This is a genomic window from Streptomyces triticirhizae, assembly GCF_003696235.1.
GTDB lineage: Bacteria > Actinomycetota > Actinomycetes > Streptomycetales > Streptomycetaceae > Streptomyces > Streptomyces triticirhizae.
This window is the reverse complement of the sequence record NZ_RFFJ01000068.1, coordinates 1-21,006: the sequence shown is the minus strand read 5'-3', so window position 1 is coordinate 21,006 and position 21,006 is coordinate 1. Positions and strand designations below refer to the sequence as shown.

At 71.3% G+C, this 21,006-nt stretch carries 27 protein-coding genes and 2 pseudogenes; 21 read left to right on the top strand and 8 right to left on the bottom strand.

Annotated features, from left to right (window positions below; all coding sequences use genetic code 11):
- Positions 1-40: 40 nt before the first annotated feature.
- The 7 genes from EBN88_RS14255 to EBN88_RS14225 form a co-directional block, all read right to left on the bottom strand.
- Positions 41-226, bottom strand: a complete 186-nt coding sequence (locus tag EBN88_RS14255; RefSeq protein WP_122184246.1) for a hypothetical protein — start codon at positions 224-226, stop codon at positions 41-43.
- The gene (locus EBN88_RS14250) at positions 226-2,166 is read right to left on the bottom strand and encodes a DUF2637 domain-containing protein (RefSeq protein ID WP_122184245.1); all 1,941 of its coding nucleotides are present in this window, start codon (positions 2,164-2,166) and stop codon (positions 226-228) included. The genes EBN88_RS14255 and EBN88_RS14250 overlap by 1 nt, the downstream gene beginning before the upstream one ends.
- A gap of 183 nt (positions 2,167-2,349) precedes the next feature.
- Positions 2,350-4,539, bottom strand: a complete 2,190-nt coding sequence (locus tag EBN88_RS14245) for a hypothetical protein (protein WP_122184244.1) — start codon at positions 4,537-4,539, stop codon at positions 2,350-2,352.
- Positions 4,536-5,201: a hypothetical protein gene (locus EBN88_RS14240; protein WP_122184243.1), complete on the bottom strand. Its 666-nt coding sequence runs from the start codon at positions 5,199-5,201 to the stop codon at positions 4,536-4,538. Before EBN88_RS14240 ends, EBN88_RS14245 begins: the two co-directional genes overlap by 4 nt.
- Positions 5,202-5,333: 132 nt before the next feature.
- On the bottom strand, positions 5,334-5,849 hold the full coding sequence (locus EBN88_RS14235) for a hypothetical protein (RefSeq protein ID WP_147472725.1): 516 nt from the start codon (positions 5,847-5,849) through the stop codon (positions 5,334-5,336).
- 128 nt (positions 5,850-5,977) lie between these two features.
- Entirely contained in the window at positions 5,978-6,232 is a 255-nt protein-coding gene (locus EBN88_RS14230) for a WhiB family transcriptional regulator (protein WP_122184241.1), read from the bottom strand.
- A 426-nt stretch (positions 6,233-6,658) separates the two neighbouring features.
- Entirely contained in the window at positions 6,659-7,042 is a 384-nt protein-coding gene (locus EBN88_RS14225) for a hypothetical protein (protein WP_147472724.1), read from the bottom strand.
- A gap of 161 nt (positions 7,043-7,203) precedes the next feature.
- On the opposite strand from EBN88_RS14225, the gene EBN88_RS14220 reads away from it, so the two are divergent.
- The 3 genes and pseudogenes from EBN88_RS14220 to EBN88_RS32720 form a co-directional block, all read left to right on the top strand.
- Complete coding sequence (locus tag EBN88_RS14220) at positions 7,204-8,031, top strand: GntR family transcriptional regulator (RefSeq protein ID WP_233580661.1); 828 nt, start codon at positions 7,204-7,206, stop codon at positions 8,029-8,031.
- Positions 8,028-8,579, top strand: a complete 552-nt coding sequence (locus EBN88_RS32580; RefSeq protein WP_122184239.1) for a GNAT family N-acetyltransferase — start codon at positions 8,028-8,030, stop codon at positions 8,577-8,579. Before EBN88_RS14220 ends, EBN88_RS32580 begins: the two co-directional genes overlap by 4 nt.
- Before the next feature lie 109 nt (positions 8,580-8,688).
- Positions 8,689-9,096 (top strand): annotated as a pseudogene (locus tag EBN88_RS32720) (helix-turn-helix domain-containing protein); the annotation flags it as partial.
- A 74-nt stretch (positions 9,097-9,170) separates the two neighbouring features.
- Here the strand turns inward: EBN88_RS32720 and EBN88_RS31835 are convergent.
- The gene (locus EBN88_RS31835) at positions 9,171-9,326 is read right to left on the bottom strand and encodes a hypothetical protein (protein WP_233580660.1); all 156 of its coding nucleotides are present in this window, start codon (positions 9,324-9,326) and stop codon (positions 9,171-9,173) included.
- An 840-nt stretch (positions 9,327-10,166) separates the two neighbouring features.
- On the opposite strand from EBN88_RS31835, the gene EBN88_RS14205 reads away from it, so the two are divergent.
- From EBN88_RS14205 to EBN88_RS32370, 18 genes and pseudogenes are all read left to right on the top strand, one after another.
- Positions 10,167-11,672 carry a helix-turn-helix domain-containing protein gene (locus EBN88_RS14205; RefSeq protein WP_122184237.1) on the top strand — a complete coding sequence of 502 codons (1,506 nt, stop codon included), beginning with the start codon at positions 10,167-10,169 and terminating at the stop codon, positions 11,670-11,672.
- On the top strand, positions 11,672-12,244 hold the full coding sequence (locus tag EBN88_RS14200) for a transcriptional regulator (RefSeq protein WP_122184236.1): 573 nt from the start codon (positions 11,672-11,674) through the stop codon (positions 12,242-12,244). The genes EBN88_RS14205 and EBN88_RS14200 overlap by 1 nt, the downstream gene beginning before the upstream one ends.
- A 67-nt stretch (positions 12,245-12,311) precedes the next feature.
- Positions 12,312-13,046, top strand: a complete 735-nt coding sequence (locus EBN88_RS30215; RefSeq protein ID WP_147472722.1) for a hypothetical protein — start codon at positions 12,312-12,314, stop codon at positions 13,044-13,046.
- 3 nt (positions 13,047-13,049) lie between these two features.
- On the top strand, positions 13,050-13,550 hold the full coding sequence (locus tag EBN88_RS14190) for a hypothetical protein (protein ID WP_122184234.1): 501 nt from the start codon (positions 13,050-13,052) through the stop codon (positions 13,548-13,550).
- A gap of 19 nt (positions 13,551-13,569) precedes the next feature.
- A complete protein-coding gene (locus EBN88_RS14185; RefSeq protein ID WP_147472721.1) occupies positions 13,570-15,621 on the top strand; it encodes a hypothetical protein in 2,052 nt (683 codons plus the stop codon).
- Positions 15,622-15,813: 192 nt separating this feature from the next.
- Positions 15,814-16,092 carry a hypothetical protein gene (locus EBN88_RS14180; protein ID WP_122184232.1) on the top strand — a complete coding sequence of 93 codons (279 nt, stop codon included), beginning with the start codon at positions 15,814-15,816 and terminating at the stop codon, positions 16,090-16,092.
- A gap of 12 nt (positions 16,093-16,104) precedes the next feature.
- Positions 16,105-16,320 carry a hypothetical protein gene (locus EBN88_RS14175; protein ID WP_147472720.1) on the top strand — a complete coding sequence of 72 codons (216 nt, stop codon included), beginning with the start codon at positions 16,105-16,107 and terminating at the stop codon, positions 16,318-16,320.
- Positions 16,317-16,580, top strand: a pseudogene (locus EBN88_RS31830) (bifunctional DNA primase/polymerase); the annotation flags it as partial. The gene EBN88_RS14175 and the pseudogene EBN88_RS31830, both read left to right, overlap by 4 nt.
- 41 nt (positions 16,581-16,621) lie before the next feature.
- Positions 16,622-16,909: a bifunctional DNA primase/polymerase gene (locus EBN88_RS31825; protein ID WP_233580662.1), complete on the top strand. Its 288-nt coding sequence runs from the start codon at positions 16,622-16,624 to the stop codon at positions 16,907-16,909.
- A gap of 224 nt (positions 16,910-17,133) precedes the next feature.
- Positions 17,134-17,547, top strand: coding sequence for a ParB/Srx family N-terminal domain-containing protein (locus EBN88_RS14165; protein WP_122184229.1), 414 nt, complete (start codon positions 17,134-17,136; stop codon positions 17,545-17,547).
- A 2-nt stretch (positions 17,548-17,549) separates the two neighbouring features.
- Positions 17,550-17,789: a hypothetical protein gene (locus EBN88_RS14160; RefSeq protein ID WP_122184228.1), complete on the top strand. Its 240-nt coding sequence runs from the start codon at positions 17,550-17,552 to the stop codon at positions 17,787-17,789.
- The gene (locus EBN88_RS14155; RefSeq protein ID WP_122184227.1) at positions 17,786-18,064 is read left to right on the top strand and encodes a hypothetical protein; all 279 of its coding nucleotides are present in this window, start codon (positions 17,786-17,788) and stop codon (positions 18,062-18,064) included. Before EBN88_RS14160 ends, EBN88_RS14155 begins: the two co-directional genes overlap by 4 nt.
- A 110-nt stretch (positions 18,065-18,174) precedes the next feature.
- Positions 18,175-19,311, top strand: a complete 1,137-nt coding sequence (locus tag EBN88_RS14150) for a hypothetical protein (RefSeq protein ID WP_147472719.1) — start codon at positions 18,175-18,177, stop codon at positions 19,309-19,311.
- A 15-nt stretch (positions 19,312-19,326) separates the two neighbouring features.
- Positions 19,327-19,515: a hypothetical protein gene (locus tag EBN88_RS14145; protein WP_122184225.1), complete on the top strand. Its 189-nt coding sequence runs from the start codon at positions 19,327-19,329 to the stop codon at positions 19,513-19,515.
- A gap of 110 nt (positions 19,516-19,625) precedes the next feature.
- Positions 19,626-19,835: a hypothetical protein gene (locus EBN88_RS14140; protein WP_147472718.1), complete on the top strand. Its 210-nt coding sequence runs from the start codon at positions 19,626-19,628 to the stop codon at positions 19,833-19,835.
- Positions 19,832-20,068 carry a hypothetical protein gene (locus EBN88_RS14135; protein WP_122184223.1) on the top strand — a complete coding sequence of 79 codons (237 nt, stop codon included), beginning with the start codon at positions 19,832-19,834 and terminating at the stop codon, positions 20,066-20,068. The genes EBN88_RS14140 and EBN88_RS14135 overlap by 4 nt, the downstream gene beginning before the upstream one ends.
- A 4-nt stretch (positions 20,069-20,072) precedes the next feature.
- Positions 20,073-20,387: a hypothetical protein gene (locus tag EBN88_RS14130; RefSeq protein WP_147472717.1), complete on the top strand. Its 315-nt coding sequence runs from the start codon at positions 20,073-20,075 to the stop codon at positions 20,385-20,387.
- A gap of 111 nt (positions 20,388-20,498) precedes the next feature.
- Complete coding sequence (locus tag EBN88_RS32370; RefSeq protein WP_267902562.1) at positions 20,499-20,630, top strand: hypothetical protein; 132 nt, start codon at positions 20,499-20,501, stop codon at positions 20,628-20,630.
- The last annotated feature ends 376 nt before the right edge of the window (positions 20,631-21,006 follow it).

Genomic DNA, 21,006 nt, shown 5'->3' with positions numbered 1-21,006 from the left:
GTGCTTGCCTCATCTCGGGGGCCGGTGGAACGGTCGATGCTCAGGTGGTCAGGGCGCGGTAGCGGCTGACCGGTATGGCGCCGGGGCCGGCGGGCAGCACCAGGAGGGGGCGCCCGCCGGCCGCCGGGTCGGGGTCGGGGTCGGGGTCGGGGAACTCCAGCACCGGCCCCACAGACCCGGCGGGGCGCAGGTCTGTGGGCTCGTCGTCTCGGACGAAGAGGAACATCAGGCGGCCGCCGCCTCTCCGCTCGGGCCGGCGGGCAGAGCCAGCGGCCCCTCCTCCAGCAGTTCCAGGGCCCGCTTGCGGCGGTTCACCGCCGTGCCCTCGGAGACGCCCAGCTCGGCCCGGATGACCTCCAGCGTCACGGCGTGCTCGCCGCGCGCCTGGATCATCGCCAGGACGCGGCGGGCCTGGAACTCGGCCGGGGTCAGCCGGCTCATCGCGGCGGCCTCGATCGCCGCGCGCTCCAACTCAGCGGCGCGGGCCCGCTCCTCCGCCTGACGGCGTTCGGCGGCGGCCTCAGCCTCAGCGGCGGCGGCGGCCTCCTCGCGGCGACGCCGTTCGGCGGCGGCGCGCTCGGCCTCGATCCGCTCCTGCTCGGCAGCCGCCCGAGCCGCCTCCTCAGCGGCACGGCGCTCAGCCTCAGCGGCGGCGGCCCTGTCCTCAGCGGCGCGCCGTTCAGCCTCAGCGGCGGCGGCGGCCTCCTCGCGGCGACGCCGTTCGGCGGCGGCGCGCTCGGCCTCGATCCGCTCCTGCTCGGCAGCCGCCCGAGCCGCTTCAGCGGCGGCCTGCTGCTGCGCCTCAGCGGCGCGACGGGCGACAGCGGCCTGCCGTGCCCGCTCGGCCTCCTCCATCTCCCGCCGGGCGCGGGCCTGGTCCATCTCCCATGTGAGCTGGGCCTTTTCCCGCTCGCGGCGGGCTTCCTCGCGGCGCCGCTCAGCTTGTTCGGCCAGCTCCTGGGCGTGGGCCTCGGCCTCCTCCGCGAGGCGACGCGCTTCGGCCTCGCGCTCAACCTGAGCCCGGTGCGCGGCCGCCTGAGCCTCCATCTCGACCTGTTGAGCCTCAGCCGCGAGTCGTTGAGCCTCGACCTGTCGGGCAGCTTCGGCGCGCCGCCGGGCAGTCTCCAACTCCTGCTCCCGGCGCTCCAGTTCGGCCTGCATCTCCAGCTTGCGGGCGCGTGCTTGAGCCTGGGCAGCGTCCCGTTGAGCCTGGGCCTCGACCCGCTGAGCCTCAGCGGCTACTTGGCGACGCAACTCCTTGGTCTCCTCCTCCACCGGTACGGCCAGTGCCTGCTCGACGCTGAGGCCGTACGGGGCCAGGAGCAGCGGGAGCTGCTGCTGGCGGAGGCGTTCTTGGCGCTTCCAGCGCCGGCCGTGGATCTGCCGCTGGCGCTCGACGTAGACGCGGCGCTCCTGGTCGCGCTCCAGCGCCCCGGGGTAGGTCAGCCCCCACAGGGCCATCTGCCGGGCGATCCGGGCCGTGGTGACGGGGCTGAGCAGCCAGCGGGAGGTGGGAACCCGCTGGTCACGGACCTGCTTGGTGCCCTCCGGGTCGATGTGCGCGGCGTACAGGTGGGCCGCGACCTCGGAGAACACCACCCACAAGGCGGCGAGGCCGGCGTGCCCGAGCTGTGACGGGAGCGAGCTGGCGGCCGTCCAGTTCAGGTAGATGGTCACGCCGGTGGCGGCGCGGGGGACCCACTTCACCCACCACAGCGGGCGGCGGAAGCGCACCAGGAGGAGGTTGACCACGCCGAACGCCAGGATCGACAGGTCGATACCGACTGGGAGCAGCCAGGGCCATTCCCAGCCCCATCCACCCTGGTCAGCAGGGGTGTTGGCCATGTCGTAGAGGGCTTGGTAGGAGCTGATCAGGCCCAGGGTGGAGACGCCGGCGGCGAGCAGGCCGCCGACGATGACCAGGATGACCTCCCAGCCCCGCAGACGGGGCTGGGAAGGGCCGCCGCCGGGGACCGCCGGGGCGTTCTCGGGAGGCGTCTGGGGGCCGTTCTGCGGGGTGTTGGGCGTGGTCTCGCTGGGCGCGCGGGGCGGCGGCGTAGAGGCCGGCAGAGGCCGCTGCGGGGGCGTCTTCAGGGCGGGTTGGGTGGTCGGGTCGGGTGGGGTTCGGGTGTCGGGCGGGGCGGTCAACAGGTGCCTCCTGATCATGGATTCTGGTTACGGTGTGTGGTGTGCGGTGGGGTGTGCGCGCGCACTGTGCGCAGGGGATGAATCACCACAAAGCGGGGTGTGCGCGGCTGTGCACAGGGTTCTTTCTTGGGGGCCCGGCCCGGGCGCACTGTGCGGAACGACCGCACAGTGCGCCCCGCCGGCGGCCACGGTGAGTGACCGTCAGGTGAGGGGGGAGCGGTGGATGTCGTAGCGGCCGAAGCCGTCGTCGCTCTCGTCCTCGGAGATCACGCCGTCGGTGATCAGGCGGTCCCGCAGCCGGTAGAACCAGCGGCGGGAATCGCCAATGTCGACGCGCAGCAGGATGTCGTTCAGCTCGCGGGGGTAGAAGTCCTGCTTGCCGCCCCGCAGCCATCCGTCCAGGCGTTGGTGGATCGCGTCGCGGGCCTGGTCGGTGGTCAGCCGCTCCTCGGGCGGGGTGGGGTGCCCGAGGTCCAGGACCGGGGCCTCCTCCTCGTCCGGGTCGGGCACGGCGGTCTCCAGAGTCAGCCCCTGGTACTCGCCGGGCTCGGGGTCGGCGTCCAGCACGTCCTGGAGCATGTCCTCCAGCTCTCCCACCTCGGTGGCCATCGCGTCCTCCAGCTCCTCCACCTCGCGGGCGGCGTCCTCGTCGTCCAGCTCGTGGTCGGTCTCGTCCGGCGGCCAGCCGCCAGCCTCCGCACGGGGCGGGGCCGGCGGGGCGGCCGCCGGGGGGCCCGGACGGGGGGACGGCGCGTCCTCCTGCCCGGGGTCGTCGTCGGCCAGCAGCGGCGCGTCGAACACCTCGCGCTTGCGCCACAGCTCGCCGAACGCGGTGGCGGTGACCTCGTCGAGCGGAGTGCGGATGGAGGCGGCGGCGGTCACCGCTGCCGCCAGCTCGGCCGGGTCACCCAGCTCGGTGCGGGCGGCGACGGCCCACCGGTCCTCGGGCGTGCCGAGTCCGGCCAGGTAGTGGTAGCCCGGCTTGCGGTTGGCCCACTGGGGCCACGCCCCCTGGTCGATCGCCTCGTCCGGCAGGCAGTACTGCGCGTCCGCGCCATCCCGCAGCCCGAAGCACAGCCCGGCCGGGCTGTTGGCGCGGGCGTCGGTGTCGATGTTGTTGTGGGTGGCCCGTTGGATGCTGGTGATGATCCAGATGCCGGCGGACCGGGCGGTGCGCAAGATCTTCTGGTAGCCCCTGCTGTCGGCGGCGTAGTCGGCGGCTTCCTCCGCCACGATGATCACAAAGTTGAGGCCGCATCCCGGCGTCCAGGTCTTGTGACCGCCCCGAGCCAGGGCGTCGGTGCGGGCCTTGATGACGTCGGGCATCACCTTGAAGAAGCGCCGCGCCTCGCCGGTGTCGCGGATGAACAGGTCCACGCCGTGCCGGATGTGGCCATAGTCCTGGTCCGGTTTGGAGACGTCGATCACCACGACGGACACCTCGCTGCGGGTCATCGCGTCGGTGAGGATCACGGAGACGCCGAAGGTTTTGCCGGCGCCGTTGGTTCCCATCGCGATGGCGTGCTCCACGTTCATCGAGGGCACCGGGCCGGGCTCGCGCATCGCCGGGCCGACGATGTTGATCAGCGTGTCCTCGCCGTCCTCGTAGAACCCGTAGCGCAGCGGCGAGTCCGCGATGGACGCGCCGAACGCGGACGGGCCGCGCCAGGCCCGGCCGGCCTTGAGGAAGTCGCCGCTCTGGATACGCAGGCGGATCTTGGAGGAGTCGTCCTCGTCGGTGGTGTGGGTGATTCGGCCCTGACCGACGTGCAGCGCGGCCGCCATCGCGGGAATCTTCCGCGCGAGGTCTTCGGCGGTGGCGCCGTCCTTGGCCTCGATGTCGGCGAACACAGTGCCCCTGCCGTTGGTGTTCACCTCCTGGACCTCATGTTTGGCCAGCCCCAGGTTCTCCTCCAGCCGCGCCCACTTGCTGGTCTTCTCTCCCTTGCCCCGCCTGGAGCTGCCGAACTTCGACCAGACGTTGTTCGCGATCGACAGCGAGAAGCCGGTGAGGAACCAGGTACCGGCCGTGAACGCGGAGTCCAGGCCGGCGACGGTCCCGCCGACCGCCCCCACGGACAGGGCGGTGCAGTTGACCGTGTGGGCGATGCGGGTCTCGGTGTCGACCTTGGCCCGGATGTCCAGGCGCCGCATCAGAGCAGCGATGCCGTAGCCGGCGCCGGACATCGCCAACGCCGTCAGGCTCATGGCGGTGGGGGTGTCCTGCACCAGCAGGTGCGTGGTCTCGATCGCCGGCCAGCCGCCGATCGTGATCGCCCACGGCCCGCCGTAGGTGAAGGCCGGCCCCCAGCCCATGGGGGCGGCCTCGTTGTCGAACGCGCCACGGCGCGGCCCCCACCAGGGGCCGCGCCGCCTACCGAGCATGGTCATGCCCGGCCTCCCTCCTTCTTCTCTTCGGCCTGGGTGATGGTGAACCCGGCGTGCTGGGACCGGCGGCCCTTCTGCTGCGCCTCGATCTCGGGCTTGACGAAGTGCCGCTGGAACGCGGCGTAGGCCTTGACGCCGGCCATGCCGAGCACTTCGGCGGCCTTTCCGCCCTGCTTCAGGTGACCGGCGACCAAGCGGCCCCGGATACGCGCTTCGGCGCCGAAGGTGTACCAGCGGCCCCTGTACTGGGACAGCAGCGCAGCCAGCCAGTCGGCGTCCATGGAGATCCGCAGCGACATCTCGATGCCGATCGCCCGGAGCAGCCGCGCGTAGCGGTACAGGTCCCGGTCGGTGCGGATCTCCATGGATTCGAGCTGGGTGACGAGCTGCATCAGCTCGCTCCGCTGGCCGCCGCCGGCGTTCGTGAAGGTGGTGCCGACGCCGGACGGGACACCGTTCGCGCCGCCGTCGCCGAACTGGGGGTTCGCCTTGCCGCCGGCGGCGGTGGTGCCCTTCGGCTCCCCCGCGCTGGCCTTGGCGGCCCGCGCGGCGCCGGCCGGCTTGTCCTTCGGGGCGTCCCCGCCGGCGGGCGTCTTCGGCCCCGTCGGCCCCGAGGGCCGCTTGTCGTCGCCGTTCGGGATCGGGGCGCTCAACGGACTGGTCATGCTTCTCCTCGGATCGATGGTGGAACCGCGACGCGGTTCTCCGGCCCCACCCGGGTCCGGGTGAGGCGGGAGAACCGGCAGGCCCCGACCGCGAGTTCGGTCGGGGCCTGCTGGGCGATCCGTTGTCAGGGGTCAGCAGCCCAGGGGGTATCCGCAGCCGGTGCAGGCGCCCCCGGCCTCGCCCCCGCCGCCGCTGCAAGAGGGACACTGCTTCCACCCGCAGGTGGGCCGGGCCCGGCCCACCTGCGGGGCGCGGTCGTGTCGGCCGGGGTTCGGCGGCCGGGTCGGCAGCGGCGGCCGGGTGTCGGCGGCCGTGCGCGCAGCAGCCACACCGTCGCGACCAGCGCGCCGACCGCGAGCACGCGGGCGGCCACCCAGCGGCACCCACCCGGGCAGGCCGGCCAGGCCCGCCAGGCCGGTGAAGTGCGGGTGCGGCCGAGCCGGCCCGGTCTCCTCCGGGGCGCGGTCGTGTCGGCCGGGGTTCGGCGGCCGGGTCGGCAGCGGCGGCCGGGTGTCGGCGGCCGGCAGCAGCATCGCGAGGAGGTTGTCGGTCTCGTCCCGCTCGTAGCCGCGCTGGTCGTCGTCCCGTTCGATGTCGTCGATCACCCCGAGGTGGGGCTGTGCGGCACGCTGTCGGCGTGCGAGCATGATGTTCATCGCAGATCTGCCAATCTGTGAGGCGGGTCCAGGGGGAATGCACTCCCCCGGCTCGTCAATCTGTGGGGCGGGCCAAGGGGCGCAATCCCCTTGGCCCGTCTTGGTGTTGGTAGTCGTGGTCACGCCGCCGTGCGGCTGGCGGCAGTCCGGGCCCGGCGCCGGGCAACGCGGCGCTCGTCCTCGCTCGCGCCGCCCCACACGCCGTGCTCCTGCCGGGTCTCCATCGCCCACTGGAAGCAGTGCTCCGTCACGGGGCAGCGGCGGCAGACGGCCTTGGCCTGCTCGATCTGCACCAGGGCGGGGCCGGTGTCGCCGACGGGGAAGAACAGCTCGGGGTCTTCCTCGCGGCAGGCGGCGCGGTGTCTCCAGTCCATGTCGCTCCTCGGTCGCCGGTCGGTCGCCGGGGGTGAGCCCGGCCGGGGTCGTCCTGTCGACCCCCCGCGCGTCGCCGGCCGCCGCCCGAGGTGGGGCGGGGCCGGCGACCACGGGCAGCGCAGGCGCTGCGCGGGACGGCAGGTGACGCGGAGGTCAGCGCTGCCGTCCCGTGTGCCCGCCCTCGAAGGTGCAGAGGGTCGGGGCAGACCACCCGGCCAGCTCTCGCCGGAAGGGGCGGTCCGCACCCAGGCCCACACGTGTGCATGTGGCTGGGTCGGCGCTCTGTGGAGTTGTCAACTGGGGTTCTGCCGCTGGCGATTGGCCTGATGAAGGGCTGCTCGCGCGGTGCGGGCCGGGCCTGGTGGTCCGGGTCCCCTCCACCGCCACCAGGCCCAAGGGGCTGGTAGCGATAGGGGCGACCCGGGTCAGGCGGCGGCCGGCAGGCCGTCGACCACCGCGTGGTCGACGAGGAGCCGGCGCTCCCAGACGGCCAACCTGACCGCCGTGGCGGCCGTGGCGGGGTAGGGGTTGCGGCGGCTCGGGACCGGCTCGGGGGTGACGCCCGGCGCGGGGTGCAGGTGCTCGCGGAGAACGGCACGGGCGGCGGCGGCGAGGTAGGCGGGGAGCCCGGACGCCTCGTCGGCGCCGGCGGTCAGGTCGACCGCGCCACGCTCGACAACGCGGTCCCAGACCCGGGTCGCGAGGTGGTCGGCCCAGCGCCAATCCCACGGCGGGAGCGCGGAGTTGAGGTAGGCGAGCAGCTGGTCGCACCAGGCGGCGCGCTGCTCCGCGACCAGCTGAGACGGCACGTACGGGGACCGAGCGGGCGATTTGATGTCGAGCACGACGCCTCCGGACTAGACATGGCGGATCGAGAGGACTACCGTCCACCTCGTTCAACTCGTTTGAACAAGTTGGACGAGATGAGCATGTACTAGCCGGGGCACCATGTCAAGGGAGGTGGTCCAGGATGTATGAACAAGTGGCTCGCGTGAGAGATGATGTGGGCATGAGCCCTGCACCGCTGTACCGCCAGATCGCCGACGCCGTTCGAATGGACATCAGCACCGGCCGGCTTCCGCCGGGGAGCAAGTTGCCCTCCGAGCGCGAGTTGATCGATCGCTTCGGCGCGGCTCGCGGGACCGTCAGAGCCGGCCTCAACGTCTTGATCACCGAGGGGCTAATCACCCCGGCCCAAGGGCGCGGCTACCAGGTACAGCAGCACGAGGTCTTCACCCTTGATGCTTCACGTCACGAGAATCTGCTTTTTTCTCGCCCCGAAGACGGCGACTCATTCAACAATGACGTGACCCAAGTCGGACGGACGTCGAGCCAAGAACTCCGAGTGGAAGTCACAGAGGCTAGCGCTGAGGCCGCAACCCGCCTGGAAATTCCTATCGGGGACCGGGTAGTGCTGCGCTATTGCCGCTATTTCGTTGACGAAACACCTTGGTCGATTCAGGCAACCCAGTACCCGTGGTGGCTAGTAAATGCGCACCCGCGTTTGGCTGACCCGGTAGATGTAAGGGAGGGGACAACGCGCTATTTGGCGGATCGCGGAGTAAAACAGGTAGATTTCCACGACGAGTGGTCCACCCGTATGCCGACGCCAGATGAGGCGCGTGAATTGCAGATCGGGCCAGGAGTTCCCATTCTCGTATGGGTGCGCACCGGGTACAGCCCCGCTTCTCAACCCCTGCGACGCACTGTAACTGTCCTGCGTGGGGACCTGAGTCGGGTCACCTATGACATCGGGGATAGAAAATCCTCTCCCCACAGGGAAGCGGAGGGCCAGTGATTATCTCCGAAGCCAATCCGGCCGACCTGCCGCTACTTTTGGAGTACCGCCAGGAGGCTGCTCGCTGGCTCGGGAGAGCCGGAATTGACCAGTGGTCTAATGATTTCCCAGAGCAACACGTCCTCGAAAGTATCCGGTCGGGAACCGTGTACCTCGTGCGAGACCATTCCGGCCCCACCGCGACCGTAACTCTCGATGACACGCCGGAACCCGACCTCTGGACGGAGGACGAGCTAAGCATCCCAAGTACCCATCTCCACAAGCTTATTGTCAGTCGCAGAAACGCCGGAAGGGGGATCGGGGGTCAAATTCTAAACTGGGCCAGCGACAGGGCGGCAAGGGAAGGGAAGGTGTGGATACGGATTAATGCATGGAGTACCAATAATCGACTCCACAGGTACTGGGAATCCCAGGGGTTCACGCACATCCGAACGGTGGCTGGCGGTGGAGTCGGCGGCGCCGGAGTCGCAGGGTGGCTGGCCCAACGTCCCGCACGCCGCTGCCATCACCTACTCATCGACCGCACCTCGGCAGCGCAACTGAGATGATCTACCAAGGCTGATGGCCGCCCCTGCGCCAACAGGAACGGCCATCTGATTGCGACTCGCCGGCTTGCCAACCCGAGTCGTGAAGCAGTGCGGTGACTGCTGGCGCCGGATGGAGCCCGGTCACCTGGACAAGAGGATACGCGGCCGTGACGTGTGCTGCCTAGCACGCTCAGGTCGCACACGGTTCGAGTCCGGCCAGGTACGCCTGGTCACAGCTTCACGGCTCCCCGATTTCCAAGGGGAACCACATGAACTACCAGCGCGACGGCGCGGCGAAGCGACGCCGCCCGCCTACCTCCCGCGACGAGCAGGCGCCGGGGGTGGGGCGTTGAGCATCGAGGCGATGCTGTGGGCGATGCACGACTCGCCGGCGGCCGATACCACCGAGCGGCTGATCCTGGTCGCGTTGGGCGACAAGGCCAACGCGGACGGCACCGACGCGTTCCCTTCGAAAGCGACCCTGGCGCGGGTCGCGCTGTGCGACGAGAAGACGGTGCAGCGGAAGATCCGCGCGCTCAAGGCGCGGGGCGTGGTCGCGTTGGGCGACCAGGCGGCTGCCCGGTACATCCCCTCCCATGTGCGCCCCAAGGTCTACGACCTGCTGATCCCGGCCTCCTGGTACGGGCCGGAGCGCTTGGCTCGGGTCAACGCGGAGCGGCAGCAGAAGGGGCTGCCGCCGTTGTCGGCGGCGACGCGGCCGCCGATCGCGTCGCCGCCGACGAAGCGGTCCCGCAGCGACAAGGGCAAGCCCCGGAAGGCCTTTGTGGAGCCGGCCTTTGTGGAGCCGGAGGAGATGTTGCCGGAACCTCCCTCCGAGGGGGGGGACTCTCAGTCCCCCCCTCCTCGTTCGGAGGGGGGGGGACTCTCAGTCCCCCCAGGGGGGGACTCTCAGTCCCCGGGGGGGGGACTCTCAGTCCCCCAACCCATCCCTATAAACCCTCCTGTAACCCGTCCCCCGTCCGTCCGTCCGTCTACAGGTACCGGTAGACGCGCGCGAACCGACGGACGGACGGACGGACGGGACGTCGATGCTGCGGGGAAGGCGCAACGGTCCCCGGTGGCGGCGACGGCTGGCGCCGTGCCGCCGGCGTCGACGGTCGCTCGCACGCCGGGGGTTGAGCTGCTGTTGGACATCGGGCAGCAGCACCCGGAGTTCGCGATCTGGGGCCAGCCTCTTGCCGACCAGGGGCGGATCGTGACCGGGCTGCTGGCAGAGGGGTGGACGAGGGCCCAGATCCGACGGGTCATCACCGGTCGGCCGCTCCCGGAGCAGATCCGCACGTCCGTGGGCGCGATCATCTCCCGGCGGCTACTCGACGCGGCCATGGTGCCTCCGCCGGCGGGTCGCCGTCCGGTCGTCCCGCCCCAGCTCCCCGCAGCCGAACCCGAGCCGGTGCCTGAACCCGAGCCGGCGCCGACGTCGGACCTGCCGGCGGAGACGATCCCGTGTCCGGGGTGGGACGGCACTCCCTGTGGCGCGGACAGCCGGTCCGTAGACGAGGACGGCCTGTGTGGCCCGTGCCGCTTCCGAGTGATCCGCCGCCAGGAGAAAGCCAAGAAGTCCCGCCTGCCACAAGGAGCGTCCCGATGACGGAAAACCAGCAGAGCCTGTTCGCGGCGGTTGACGCACTCCTCGCCCAGCCCCGGGACCTGCCTGCCCCGGCGGAACGGGTGCGGCTGCGGGAGGCGGCGCACTACTCGCGTGCGGAGCTGGCCGCCGCCCTCCAGGTCACCCCCGGCACGGTCGCTGGCTGGGAGGCCGGTCGCGAGCCGCAGGGGGCGACCCGCGCGGCCTATGCGCGCCTCCTGGACGGCCTCGCGGCCCGGTACCCGGCCCCGAGCCCGGCCGCCCCGACGTCCGGCCCGCAGACGGCCTCTGACGCCCCGTCCGGCATCTCCCCGGTGCCGACGCCGGCCCCGGTGGCCGAACCGGACCGGTTGCCGAACGGGTCGGTGGTGACCGCCACCGTCGAGCCGTGCGTGCTGTGCGCCCGGCCCACCCCGTACCGGGCCGCCGGCCGTCCCCAGCACATGGGCGGCCTGTGCGCGACCAACACCGGCGCGACGCCCACGAGTTCGCCGGCCGGCGCCCGTACCGCGCCCGCCCCGGCCGACAACGCGTCCGGCGGCCGGCCGCAACGGGAGCGGGAAGAGACCGGCGGCCTCATTGCCCAGGCGGTCACCCAGGCGTTGGCCGACAACGGTGGCGACGTCGACGCTGCGCTCGCCGTGTTGGTCAAGCGGGCCATCCCCGACGCCATGGCCCTGCTGAACTCCACCCGGGTCGGCTCGACCTACGACTTCACGAACTACGTGGACACCGACGCCATCCCGATCCTGGCGAAGCCCTCCAGGGACGGCGCCGACCAGATCTGGGAGGGGCGCCCGAAGTGGCGCAACCGGCAGGTCGAGGCCGGCCCCGGGCGCACCGTCGCCGCGCTGGACGTCAACGGCGCCTACCTCAGCGCGTTGAAGACCTACCTCCCGATCGGCACGTTGCGCCACTCCGAGGGTGGGGAGTACGACCGGAAGCGATCCGGCGTCTACCTCATCGACCCGCCCTCGTGGGAACACGAGGACCTGCCCAACCCGCTCGGCCACCGTCAGACGCCCGGCCCGCTGTGGGTCACCGACCCCACCCTCCGACTGCTGATCCGCCTCTCGGGCCCGAAGTACGGCCTGATCACCCCACCCGTGATCCACGAGTCGTGGACGTCCGGGGCCAGCGAGGCCTTGCTGGAGCGGTTCCGCCGCGAGCTGGCCCGCGCGCGAGATACCGCCATCGAGGACGGCGACCACATCACCCTGGAGTACGTGAAGGCGATGTACAGCAAGTTCGTCTCCACCATCGGGGAATCCGCAGCGAATCGGGAAATGAGGAGGCCCGACTGGATGCACATTATCCGCTCCCAGGCATTCGCGAATTTGTGGCTGAAGGCGCGGAAAGCGCGCCAGGCCGGCCTCACCGTGGTGCGGATGATGGGCACCGACGAGCTGCACGTGATCGGCGACTGGCGGCGAGTCTTTACAGAAGGCCGAAAGCTCACCGAAATGAAACTCAAAGACGAGTACACCGTCGGTAGGGAGGACTGATGGCGGGTCGGTGGAATAACTTCGGCGAATTCGGCGCCCAGGGCGTGCCGGGTTGGGTGGCGCTGGGAAGGGAACTGGACCGACAGGTCACCGGCATCAAATCGCCGGTCGATTCGCCTCGCGGCCTCGCCGCCCGACTGCGATACCTCACTAAATCTCCAGCCGGAATGGAGGCCATGCGCCGCGCCGGGATCAACGCCAGGCAGCGCACCATTGACGCCTGGCTGCAAAAGAAGCAGAAACCGCGCCGGGCCAATCTGGAGCGCATTGACGCAGCCTATTGGGATTTGCGACGGCGGAACTTGGCTGTCGAATGGGCGCGCCGTCTTGAGCGCGGTACCCGCATTGAGATCCACCCGGTCGACCAGCGGAGCGTGGTGCGCGGTCGCGAGCGGGAGATCCCGGTACGGCGGATGACGGTGCGGGGTCACCAGATCTGGGACGACATCATCCAGGCCTGGGTCGACGGAGACGCCGGGCTGCTCGATATCGCCTGGGACGAAATCATCACCGACATCGGCTCCGACTACGACTCCTACAGCCACGTCACCTCCATCGGGTTCGGGTTCTGACTCGACACCGCGACCCCTCACGCGGGAGACTCTGCGATACCGCGCGGTAGTTGAGGCTGGGGGAGAGATGAGCGAGCAGAGCCCGGAGGAGGAGTGGTGGCGGTCTCCGCCGCAGCCGTGGTGGGAGACCGAGCGTGGGCGGGATGCGGCGCCGGGCGGCGCCGCATCCTCGCCGCCTGGTCCTGGTCCTGATGCCTCGTCGGCCGGCGGCTCCCCTGGCCCCGCTGATCCGCCGTTGGATGTTGATGGGACGGAGGCGCAGCGGTCGCGGTGGAACTCGATCCGTGAATCATGGTCCGAGCAGACCGGGCATGGACAGGAGGGTTTGCGGGCGGCGGAGATCGGCGCCGAAATTGGGGAGGCGATTTCCTCGCGATTGCCTGACCCTCACGCGATGGCGAGTCGGCGGGGCCTCGATATTCGCTGGATGCGCCTGAAATATAATGTTCCGGGAATTCTGCTGGCTACGTTGGTGACGTGGCGGGGGCAGAGCGCGACGGCGCGTATGGCGGATCAGGTCGCGGAAAACGGAGTTTTCGCGCCACTGGGCTGGGTTTTGATGGGGGCGCTGGTTTTGGGCGTTTTCATGCTGCTGCCCATAGGCAGTTGGCTGGGGTCCGCGCTGGCTCACGTGGTTACGTGGATCGTTCAGGGGACAGTGGCCGTAATCGGCCGAGGATGGAGAACTCCGTATATCGGGTACGTTCTGCGCCTGGTCGTGGCCGTGGCCGCGTGGTCTTTCGTTTTCGCGGTCCTGCTGGTGATGGGGCGCGAAACAATTCGTTGGTTGACGGGAGCGTAATTCATGAGTGATGGGGGAGCGGCGGCCGGGGGAATTGGCGCGGTCGCGGTCGGGCTGGTGCTTTTGATGTATCAGATTGGCCGGTGGCGTGGCGGTGACCCAACGCCGAAAATTCATTTCGTGGCCGGCCTGGCGCTGGCTGCGCTGCTTTTTCTGGGTGGCGGGCTTTTCGGTGTGATGGGTGGCACGGCGGCCGCGCTGGGCGACGGCGTTGGCACCTATGCGCTGGAGTCCGCGACGGGGACGATCGCCGAGGCGGGGGAGCGGCCGCCGGTGACGGGCGGGGAGCGAGTCGCGGTCGGCGGGGCAGTCGCAGGCCTCGCCCTGCTGGGGTTCTACCTCGGGCTGATCAAGTCCGGTCGTCCCGATCTGCGGGAGCCGCTGGTTCGGGGCGCCGTCGTCGGGATTTTTTTGGGGGCGTCGGCAGGCCTGATTGGCATGGCCCTGGGACTGATCCGGACCTCGGGGAATACGGTCGGCGACGTGTTGATCAACACCATCTGAACCGGGGGGAGTTATGGGCGTGTTGGGTGTCGGGTTGCGCCACCTCCGCGCGGAGTGGGGCCGGTGGTGGCGCGCGGAGGATCTGACGGACACCCACATCGCTCACCGCATTCTCAACGACCAGTACCGCATGTGGCGCGCGGCCCGGCAGCGGGTCAACGCCGAGGTGCAGCAGAACATCAAGTTGCTGCGAGACCAGCAGCGGCAGCAGACGTACATGCAGATGCAGCGGATGCAGATGATGCGCCAGGCCGCGCAACGCGGCGGCTACGGCGGGTTCTACGGCATGGGCGGCGGCGCCTCGCCGATGGTCTCCTACCGGATGATGCAGTGGGCCCAGCTCCAAATGCGCATCGGCCAGGAAGAGTTCCGGCACGTGGAGGTCACGGACGGGATGCTGGCGGTGGGCCGGGGGCAGGTGCGGTCTCGCCGGCACCGGGCCGCCGCCGTGTGGATGCTGGGGCTGGCCGCGCTGTGGGCGCTCCTGTGGTGGCTCTCCCCGCTGGCCGGGCTCGCGGCCGGCGGGGCGGCCGCCGTGCTCCTCCTCCTGGTGGCGGCCGTGCAGGGCCGCAACCCCAAGCCTCGCCAACCCCCCGTGCCGAAGCTGGCGTTCGCGCCGCCGGCGCCTCCCGCGCACACCGAGCTGGCCGCCGACCCCGAGCCGGAGCCGGAGCCGCGCCCGATCCGGGCGGCCGGCCGGGACCCCGACCGCGCGCGGGAGAGCGTCACCCTGGCCCTGCGCAAAGAGGGCATCCAGACGTCGCACGTCGCGTGGCCTGTAGAGACGGACTGGGGCTGGATTGCTGAGTTCACCCTCGCCAGCGGCACGCTCGCCGACATCGTGAGGGCGTTGCCGAGGATGGCGACGACGCTGCGCGTCGGGGAGAGCCGCCTGCTGGCGCACCGGTCCTCGGAGGAGGACAGCGCGGCCATCACGTTGCGGATCATGCTCGGCGACCCGTTCGCGGCGCCGCCGCCCCTGCCGGCGCGCCCGCCGGGGTCCTGCACGATCACCGCGCCGGTGAGCCTGGGCACGTCGATCGACGGCGCCGACACGCCGGTGGTGCTGGCCGGCCAGCACGTGCTCATCGTCAGCAGCTCCGGCGGCGGCAAGTCCAGCATGGTCCGTGCCCTGGCCGAGTACACCACCGCCTGCCACGACGCGGTGGCGGTTGACGTGGACCCCACCGGCCGGGGCCTGGGGCCGCTGGGGCCGTGCGCGGCCCTGCGCGCCCTGACCCCGCACGACGCGGAGCAGGTGCTGGAGCAGCTGGTCGCGCAGGCTGAGGCGCGGATCGCTCGCCTCGGGCCGCTGGAGGACAACTGGCGGGTTGGGCCGGATGGGCCGGCGATCGTCGTGTTCGTCGACGAGTGGCCGCGCTTGGGCAAGCGAGCCCGGGAGGCCGGGCTCGCGCTGCTGCGGATCGGCCGCAAAGCCCGCATCACGCTAGTGGTTTGCACGCAGGATGCGACGTCCGATGTCCTGGGCGACGCGGTGGCCGACACGTTCGGTGCGCGGATCATGCTGCCGTGCCGGCAGGCCGACGTCCCGCTCGTCGTCGGCCAGGCGAACGCGGTCTCGCAGGGCTGGCTGCCGCACCTTCTCATCCCCAGCCCCGGAGAGTGGGAGCAGGCCGATGCCGGCCGGTTCTACGCCATCACCCCGCGCCACCGGACGCCGCTCCTGCGGTACGCCACGCCGATCCCCGCCGAGTTCGCCGCCGCCCGCGCCCAGGAGCGGGCGGCGGCTGGCCTGCCGCGCCTGGACGACGGCGCCGGCCCCTCGTTGCCGGAGGCGATGCCCGAGATCGGCCGCCTGCTGCTCGACGCGTTCGACAAGGCCGGCCGGCCGGAGGCGTTGACCGTCGCGCAGCTCGCCGACCACCTGGCCGCCGCCGACCCGGCCGTCTGGGGCCGCTGGGAGGAGCGCCGCGACCGGGTGGCCATGGTCGGACGCACCATCCGGTCCCACCTCCGGCAGGCCGGCCTGGACATCCCTACGGTGCGGCTGGACACCCCGGGCCGGCCCACCGCCTACCGGCAGGCCGACGTCCACAGCGCCCTGTCGTGACCCGTCCGGGGCCCGGCGCCGGCCTGTCAGGGACCCGTCGCCGGCGCGACGCGCGTCGCCCCGGCCTGCCGCACCACCTGTCGACCCGCCCACCCCAGACAGGCCCCAGACAGGCCGTGACCTGCAATGACACGTCGGACAGGCCGATTTCACACCCCCCCGAAGGACACCGCGATGCCCCAGAATCCCGCTATGCACGCCCGCATCGCGGCCGATGCCCTCGACCGGCTCGTTCGCGAGGTGCAGACCGGCCGTGCCGAGTGGACGCACCCGCACACCGCCCGCCAGGCGGTCGAGGACCTGACCCGGCTCGCCGCCGCCACGGCCACCGCCCTGCACCAGCTCGCCGCCGCGTTCGCCACCCTGGCGCCCGGCACCACGACGCCGGCGGCCATCACCACGCTGCACCAGGCTGGGCAGCACACCACGACCGCAGCCACCCACCTCCGGCAGGCTCGCCGCGCCCTGTGATCAGGGGGCATCATGTCAGTAACGACGACGAGGGGGGCGATGATGCGCGCCGTTGATGACGCCGCCGACGACTGCGACATGATCGAGGGGCCCGCGAGGGACTTCTGCACCGGCGACAGCGGAGGCGATGGCGAGGAGTGCGGCGCCGGCACCGGGGACGACCCGTACCGCACCTGCGTCTGCGAGTACGACGACGAGGACCAGGAGCAGGAGGTGGTCCTCGCATGACCTGGCAGGCGATCGAGCTGGCGGACCACGGCGTGGCTGTCACCCCGTTGCCGGCCGGCGGCCGGGTACCCGAACCTGGCTGGCACCAGCGCGCCACCACCGACCCCGACACGATCCGGAGCTGGCCGGCCGCCGCGAACGTCGGCGTCGTCTGCCGCTCCTCCGGGGAGCACGGCCTGGTCGTGCTCGACCTCGACGGCGAGGCCGGCGAGCGGCAGCTCCGGGGGATGTGCCGGGCGGCGGGCCAGCGGTGGCCGGAGACGCTGACGGTCCGCACCCCCCACGGCTGGCACCTCTACCTGTGGGCCCGGCCGGCGCCACCATCCCCAGCGCCTCCGGCGCCCGCTCGCCCCTCGGGCCCGGCATCGACGTGCGCGGCCCCGGCCGACGCACCGGCGGGTACGTCGTCGGCCCCGGTTCCGTCGTCAGCGCCGGCACCTACGCCATCCACTACGCCCCCCGGATCGCCCCACTGCCCCACTGGCTCACCCAACACCTCACCGGCACGCGGCCGGCCGGGCCGCCGGTCGATCCCGTCACCACCCTGACCGCCGCGATCCACCGCGCCGGCCTCGCCAACCTCCTCTAACCGCACACGACGGGGCCCCGCACCGGCTGGTGCGGAGCCGCCCTGACCAGGGCACGGCAACGCGGGTGCGGGGTGGCCCGCGTCGACCCCGGCCGGGGCGAGGAGCGCTGCCCGGAGTGCCGGGCAGCGGCCGAGGCCCTGAGCGCCGCTCTCGACGTTCCCCACGCAGCTCGCTGAGCCACCGATGAGGTGGCGCCAACGGGTTGACCCCGCATCCTCCCAGTATGCATACTGTGGCCATGCAGACGATGTGGAGCGGCAACCCCTGCGGGCTCACGGTCACCGAAACCTCCCCCGACTCCTACACCACCGGTGAGAACTGGGAGTTCTACGACGACGACCACGTGGCCGAGATCGCCGACTCGATGCGCGCCCACGGTTGGCGCGGCGCCCCCCTCGTCGTCGTGCCCGAGTACGGGCTCAGCTACAACGGAACCCACCGCCTCCGCGCCGCCGCCGAGGCCGAACTGGAAGTACCCACCGTGGCCCTCCGCGACCTGTTCGCCGCCTGCGGCCTGGACCTGGACGCCATCTGCGACGAGCACGACCTGGGCCTGATGTCCGATCGCGCCGACATCGTCGCCCACCTGCCCGAAGACGTGCGCGAGGCATACACCCTCGCCGACATCGAGGACTGACCATGGACATCACCGACATCAGCGTGACCGTCGACCCTGCCGCCGGGGAGAACTGGGCCGACCTCGCCGAGGAGGCGTGGCTCACGGCCGCCCGCGAGGCCGGCTTCGCGCCCGCCGTCACGTCATGGGACGTGCCGAACGTGGCCTACGACGCGGCCCTCGTTGACGTAGACGGCGCCAGCTACGTCATCACCAGCGCCGGCCACGTCGGGACGTTCCGCGCGGTCGAGGTTGACGCGTGACGCTCCCCGCGACGGGCCACGAGCCCGAGCCTCAGGACGTCGCCACCGAGGCCGCCTCCTACCTGGAGGGTGCAGCCGACCCACTGGAGCGGTACCACCGCGCCACCGCCGGCCAAGTCCACCACGAGGCCGTCGCCCGTGCCCTCCAGGTCGAGCGCGACCGCGCCCTGGCCGCACTCAACGCCGACGGCATGTCCTACGAGAGGCTGGCCGCAATCGTTCCTGGCATGACCAGGAGCGGCATCCAGAAGGCCGTAGAGCGCGGTCGGCGCTGATCGGTCCGCCGCCGGCGGCCATCACCACGCTGCACCAGGCTGGGCAGCACACCACGACCGCAGCCACCCACCTCCGGCAGGCTCGCCGCGCCCTGTGATCAGGGGGCATCATGTCAGTAACGACGACGAGGGGGGCGATGATGCGCGCCGTTGATGACGCCGCCGACGACTGCGACATGATCGAGGGACCGGCGCGGGACTTCTGCACCGGCGACAGCGGAGGCGATGGCGAGGAGGGTGGGGCCGGGGTCGGGGACGACCTGACCGGCAGCCTCGACCCGCTCACCAGCCTGGCCCGCGAGGTGGGGCGCGCCGCCGACTGGATGGCCGGCCAGCTCGGGCAGGCGGTCGACGACCGGTCCGCTGTCGACTTCACCAACGCCGGGTTCCTCCAGCAGTACGCGGTCGTCTTCGCGGCTTCTTCGGTGCTGGTGCTGATCCTGTGGCTCCTCGCGGTCACCAAGCGCGCCGTGCGCGGCGTCCCGCTGCTCGCCGCGATGGGAGAGGCCATCGGCCTCCTATGGCTCGCCGTCAGCGTCACTGCGTTCGCCCCGCTGATCCTGTACGTCGTGGTCAGCGCGACCGGCGGCGTCACGGACGCCCTGGTGGTCGGACTCGGAGACTCCGACGACTTGTTCACCCAGCTCGGTGGCGCCCTCGCCGACGGCCAGCTCGGCGGCGGGCCGCTAATGCTGCTCATCACCTCCGCCGCCACCATCCTGCTGTGCGGCGCCCTGTGGTGCCTGCTGGTCCTGCGGGCCCTCGCCCTCTACGTCGGCGCCGTACTCGGCATCGTCGTCTACGCCGGCCTGGTCGACCGGGACCTGTGGGGCCACGTTCGCCGCTGGGCCGGCTTCATGGTCGGCGTGATCCTGGTCGAGCCCGTCATGGTCATCGTCCTCGGGCTCGCCGCCGCGCTCCAGACATCCGACGACCAGAGCCCCGTCGTCGCCGGACTCGCCGTCACGGTGATCGCGTTGGGGGCCACGATCTACATGATCACCAAGTTTCCTGGCCTCGGAGACGCCGTTAGAGCCGGCCGCGCCTCCGCCCGGGCCGTCGGCGCCACCACGCGCGTCATCACCGGCGGCGGCTCGTCCGCCACGGCAGGAGTACGAGGCGGCATCAGCGCCCACGGACAACGCGGCAGCAGCACCTCGTCGTCACCACCCAGCGGCGGCGGGTCGGTCCAGGGCGGCATCAGCGCCCACGGACAACGCGCCCCCAAGCCCAAGCCCAAGGACTGACCCACGAGGAGACCCATGAGCGACCACCTGATCCGACGCTGCGACACCCCCGGGTGCCGCAGCGAGATCGCCGCCCCCGACGACCAGCCCGTCACCCTCGCCACCCTGACGGCCGTCGCCACGGTAGCCGGCTGGCAGACCCTGGAAACCAACACCACCGTCGCCGACCTCTGCCCGAGCTGCGTGGCCGCCGCCGGGCGATAGCCCGGCGGCAAGTGCCTATTCGTCTGCGGGAGTTGGGCCTCCTGCCCTACGATCCTGCTATGGATTCCATTACGGCGTATGCGCGCTATGACGCTGATTGGCACATTTTTGTGCATGAGGGTGACCGGTCGTTGGGGTACTGCGCCGGCCACCCCGAGGAGGAGTTCGACCCGGAGGACGGGACCGCCGCACTCCGGGAGGGCGGCTGGGAGGTGACCGGCCCGTGGGTGGAGGTGCCGGCCGACGCGCCGGACGCGGAGGAGGGGCAGTGGGCTGCCCCGGTGGTGCGCATCGCGCCGGAGACGGAGACGGTCCTGTGACCGGCGACATCGAGGCCGTCATCGCCGCCAGCGGCGGTGTCCAGCATGGCACCACGTTCTGGGGCGGCTCGTGGGCGACCTGCACCTGCCCGAAGACGCCGTGTGGAGGGGTGGCCGGCGGAGCGGAGCGGGACGACTGCCCGGACCACGGGCGCGGCCGCACGCCCACTCAGCTGTGGCACTGGGCCGCGCAGTGCCACAGCGACCTGGAGACCGGGGGCGAGGGTGACTGACAGGGTGACTGACGGGGTGCTGCTCCGCGAGTTGATCGAGGCGGCCGATCAGATCATCCGGGAGACCCGGAGGGGGCGGCTGCCGACGACGGCGACGGAGCGTTTGTACCTGTTGCGCCGCGCCGGTCTCCTCGCGGCGGCCGGCGCCGCCGACGCCGAGGCGGACCTCGCGCTCGCTACGTTCGACGTGCGGCACAACACCCGGCGGGGGACGGCGTGGCCGGATTGGGGTGACCCGGCGTCGTTGGCGGAGTACCGGGTGCGGGAGGTGGAGGCCTTCGCAGCGGGGGTTCCGAGTCCGAACCAAGTGCACTACTGATCCGGCCCGTTCGGTGGGCGGGTCTCTCTATGGTGTCCTCGTGAGGAGGGCCACGCGTGTTCTGCACTCGTTGAGCGGAGTCGAGGCGGGTTTGGCCTCAGGCTGATGACCATGGATGAGAACACCAGCGAAGAGCAGCCGGGCCCGACGCAGCAGGAGATCGAGCAGCGCGCCGACTACGAGTTGATGGGTGCAGTGATTCGGGAGGCGCTGCGTCGGACCGTTGGCGACGACGACAAGTGATCGCCGAGGGGGTGGCCTCGGAGCATAGGAGGCTCCCGGTCGCTTCCCTACGTGGGTCCCCTGGGGCTGTGGGGTATTGTGGTTTAGTCCTGTTGGTGTTGTGTCCTCTGCCGTGGGTGCCTCCGGGGTGGTCCTCGGGTTGTTCTCCGGGCCCGGACCCCCACCTCCTAGCTAGCTACTGACAGTTATCATCGTCTGAGGGCAGGGAGCGCGGAGCGCGACCAGCCCGACCCCGGCCTTTCTCTCAACACCCAGGCCCACAAGGTCAGTTCACCCCCTTGATGCCCGCACAAGCGGGGCCAGGCCGGAGGCCGGCCCCGCCACCCCATCACCGCCCGCGACCGGAGGGAGCGGGCTCGCCCCCGGCCGGGCCCCG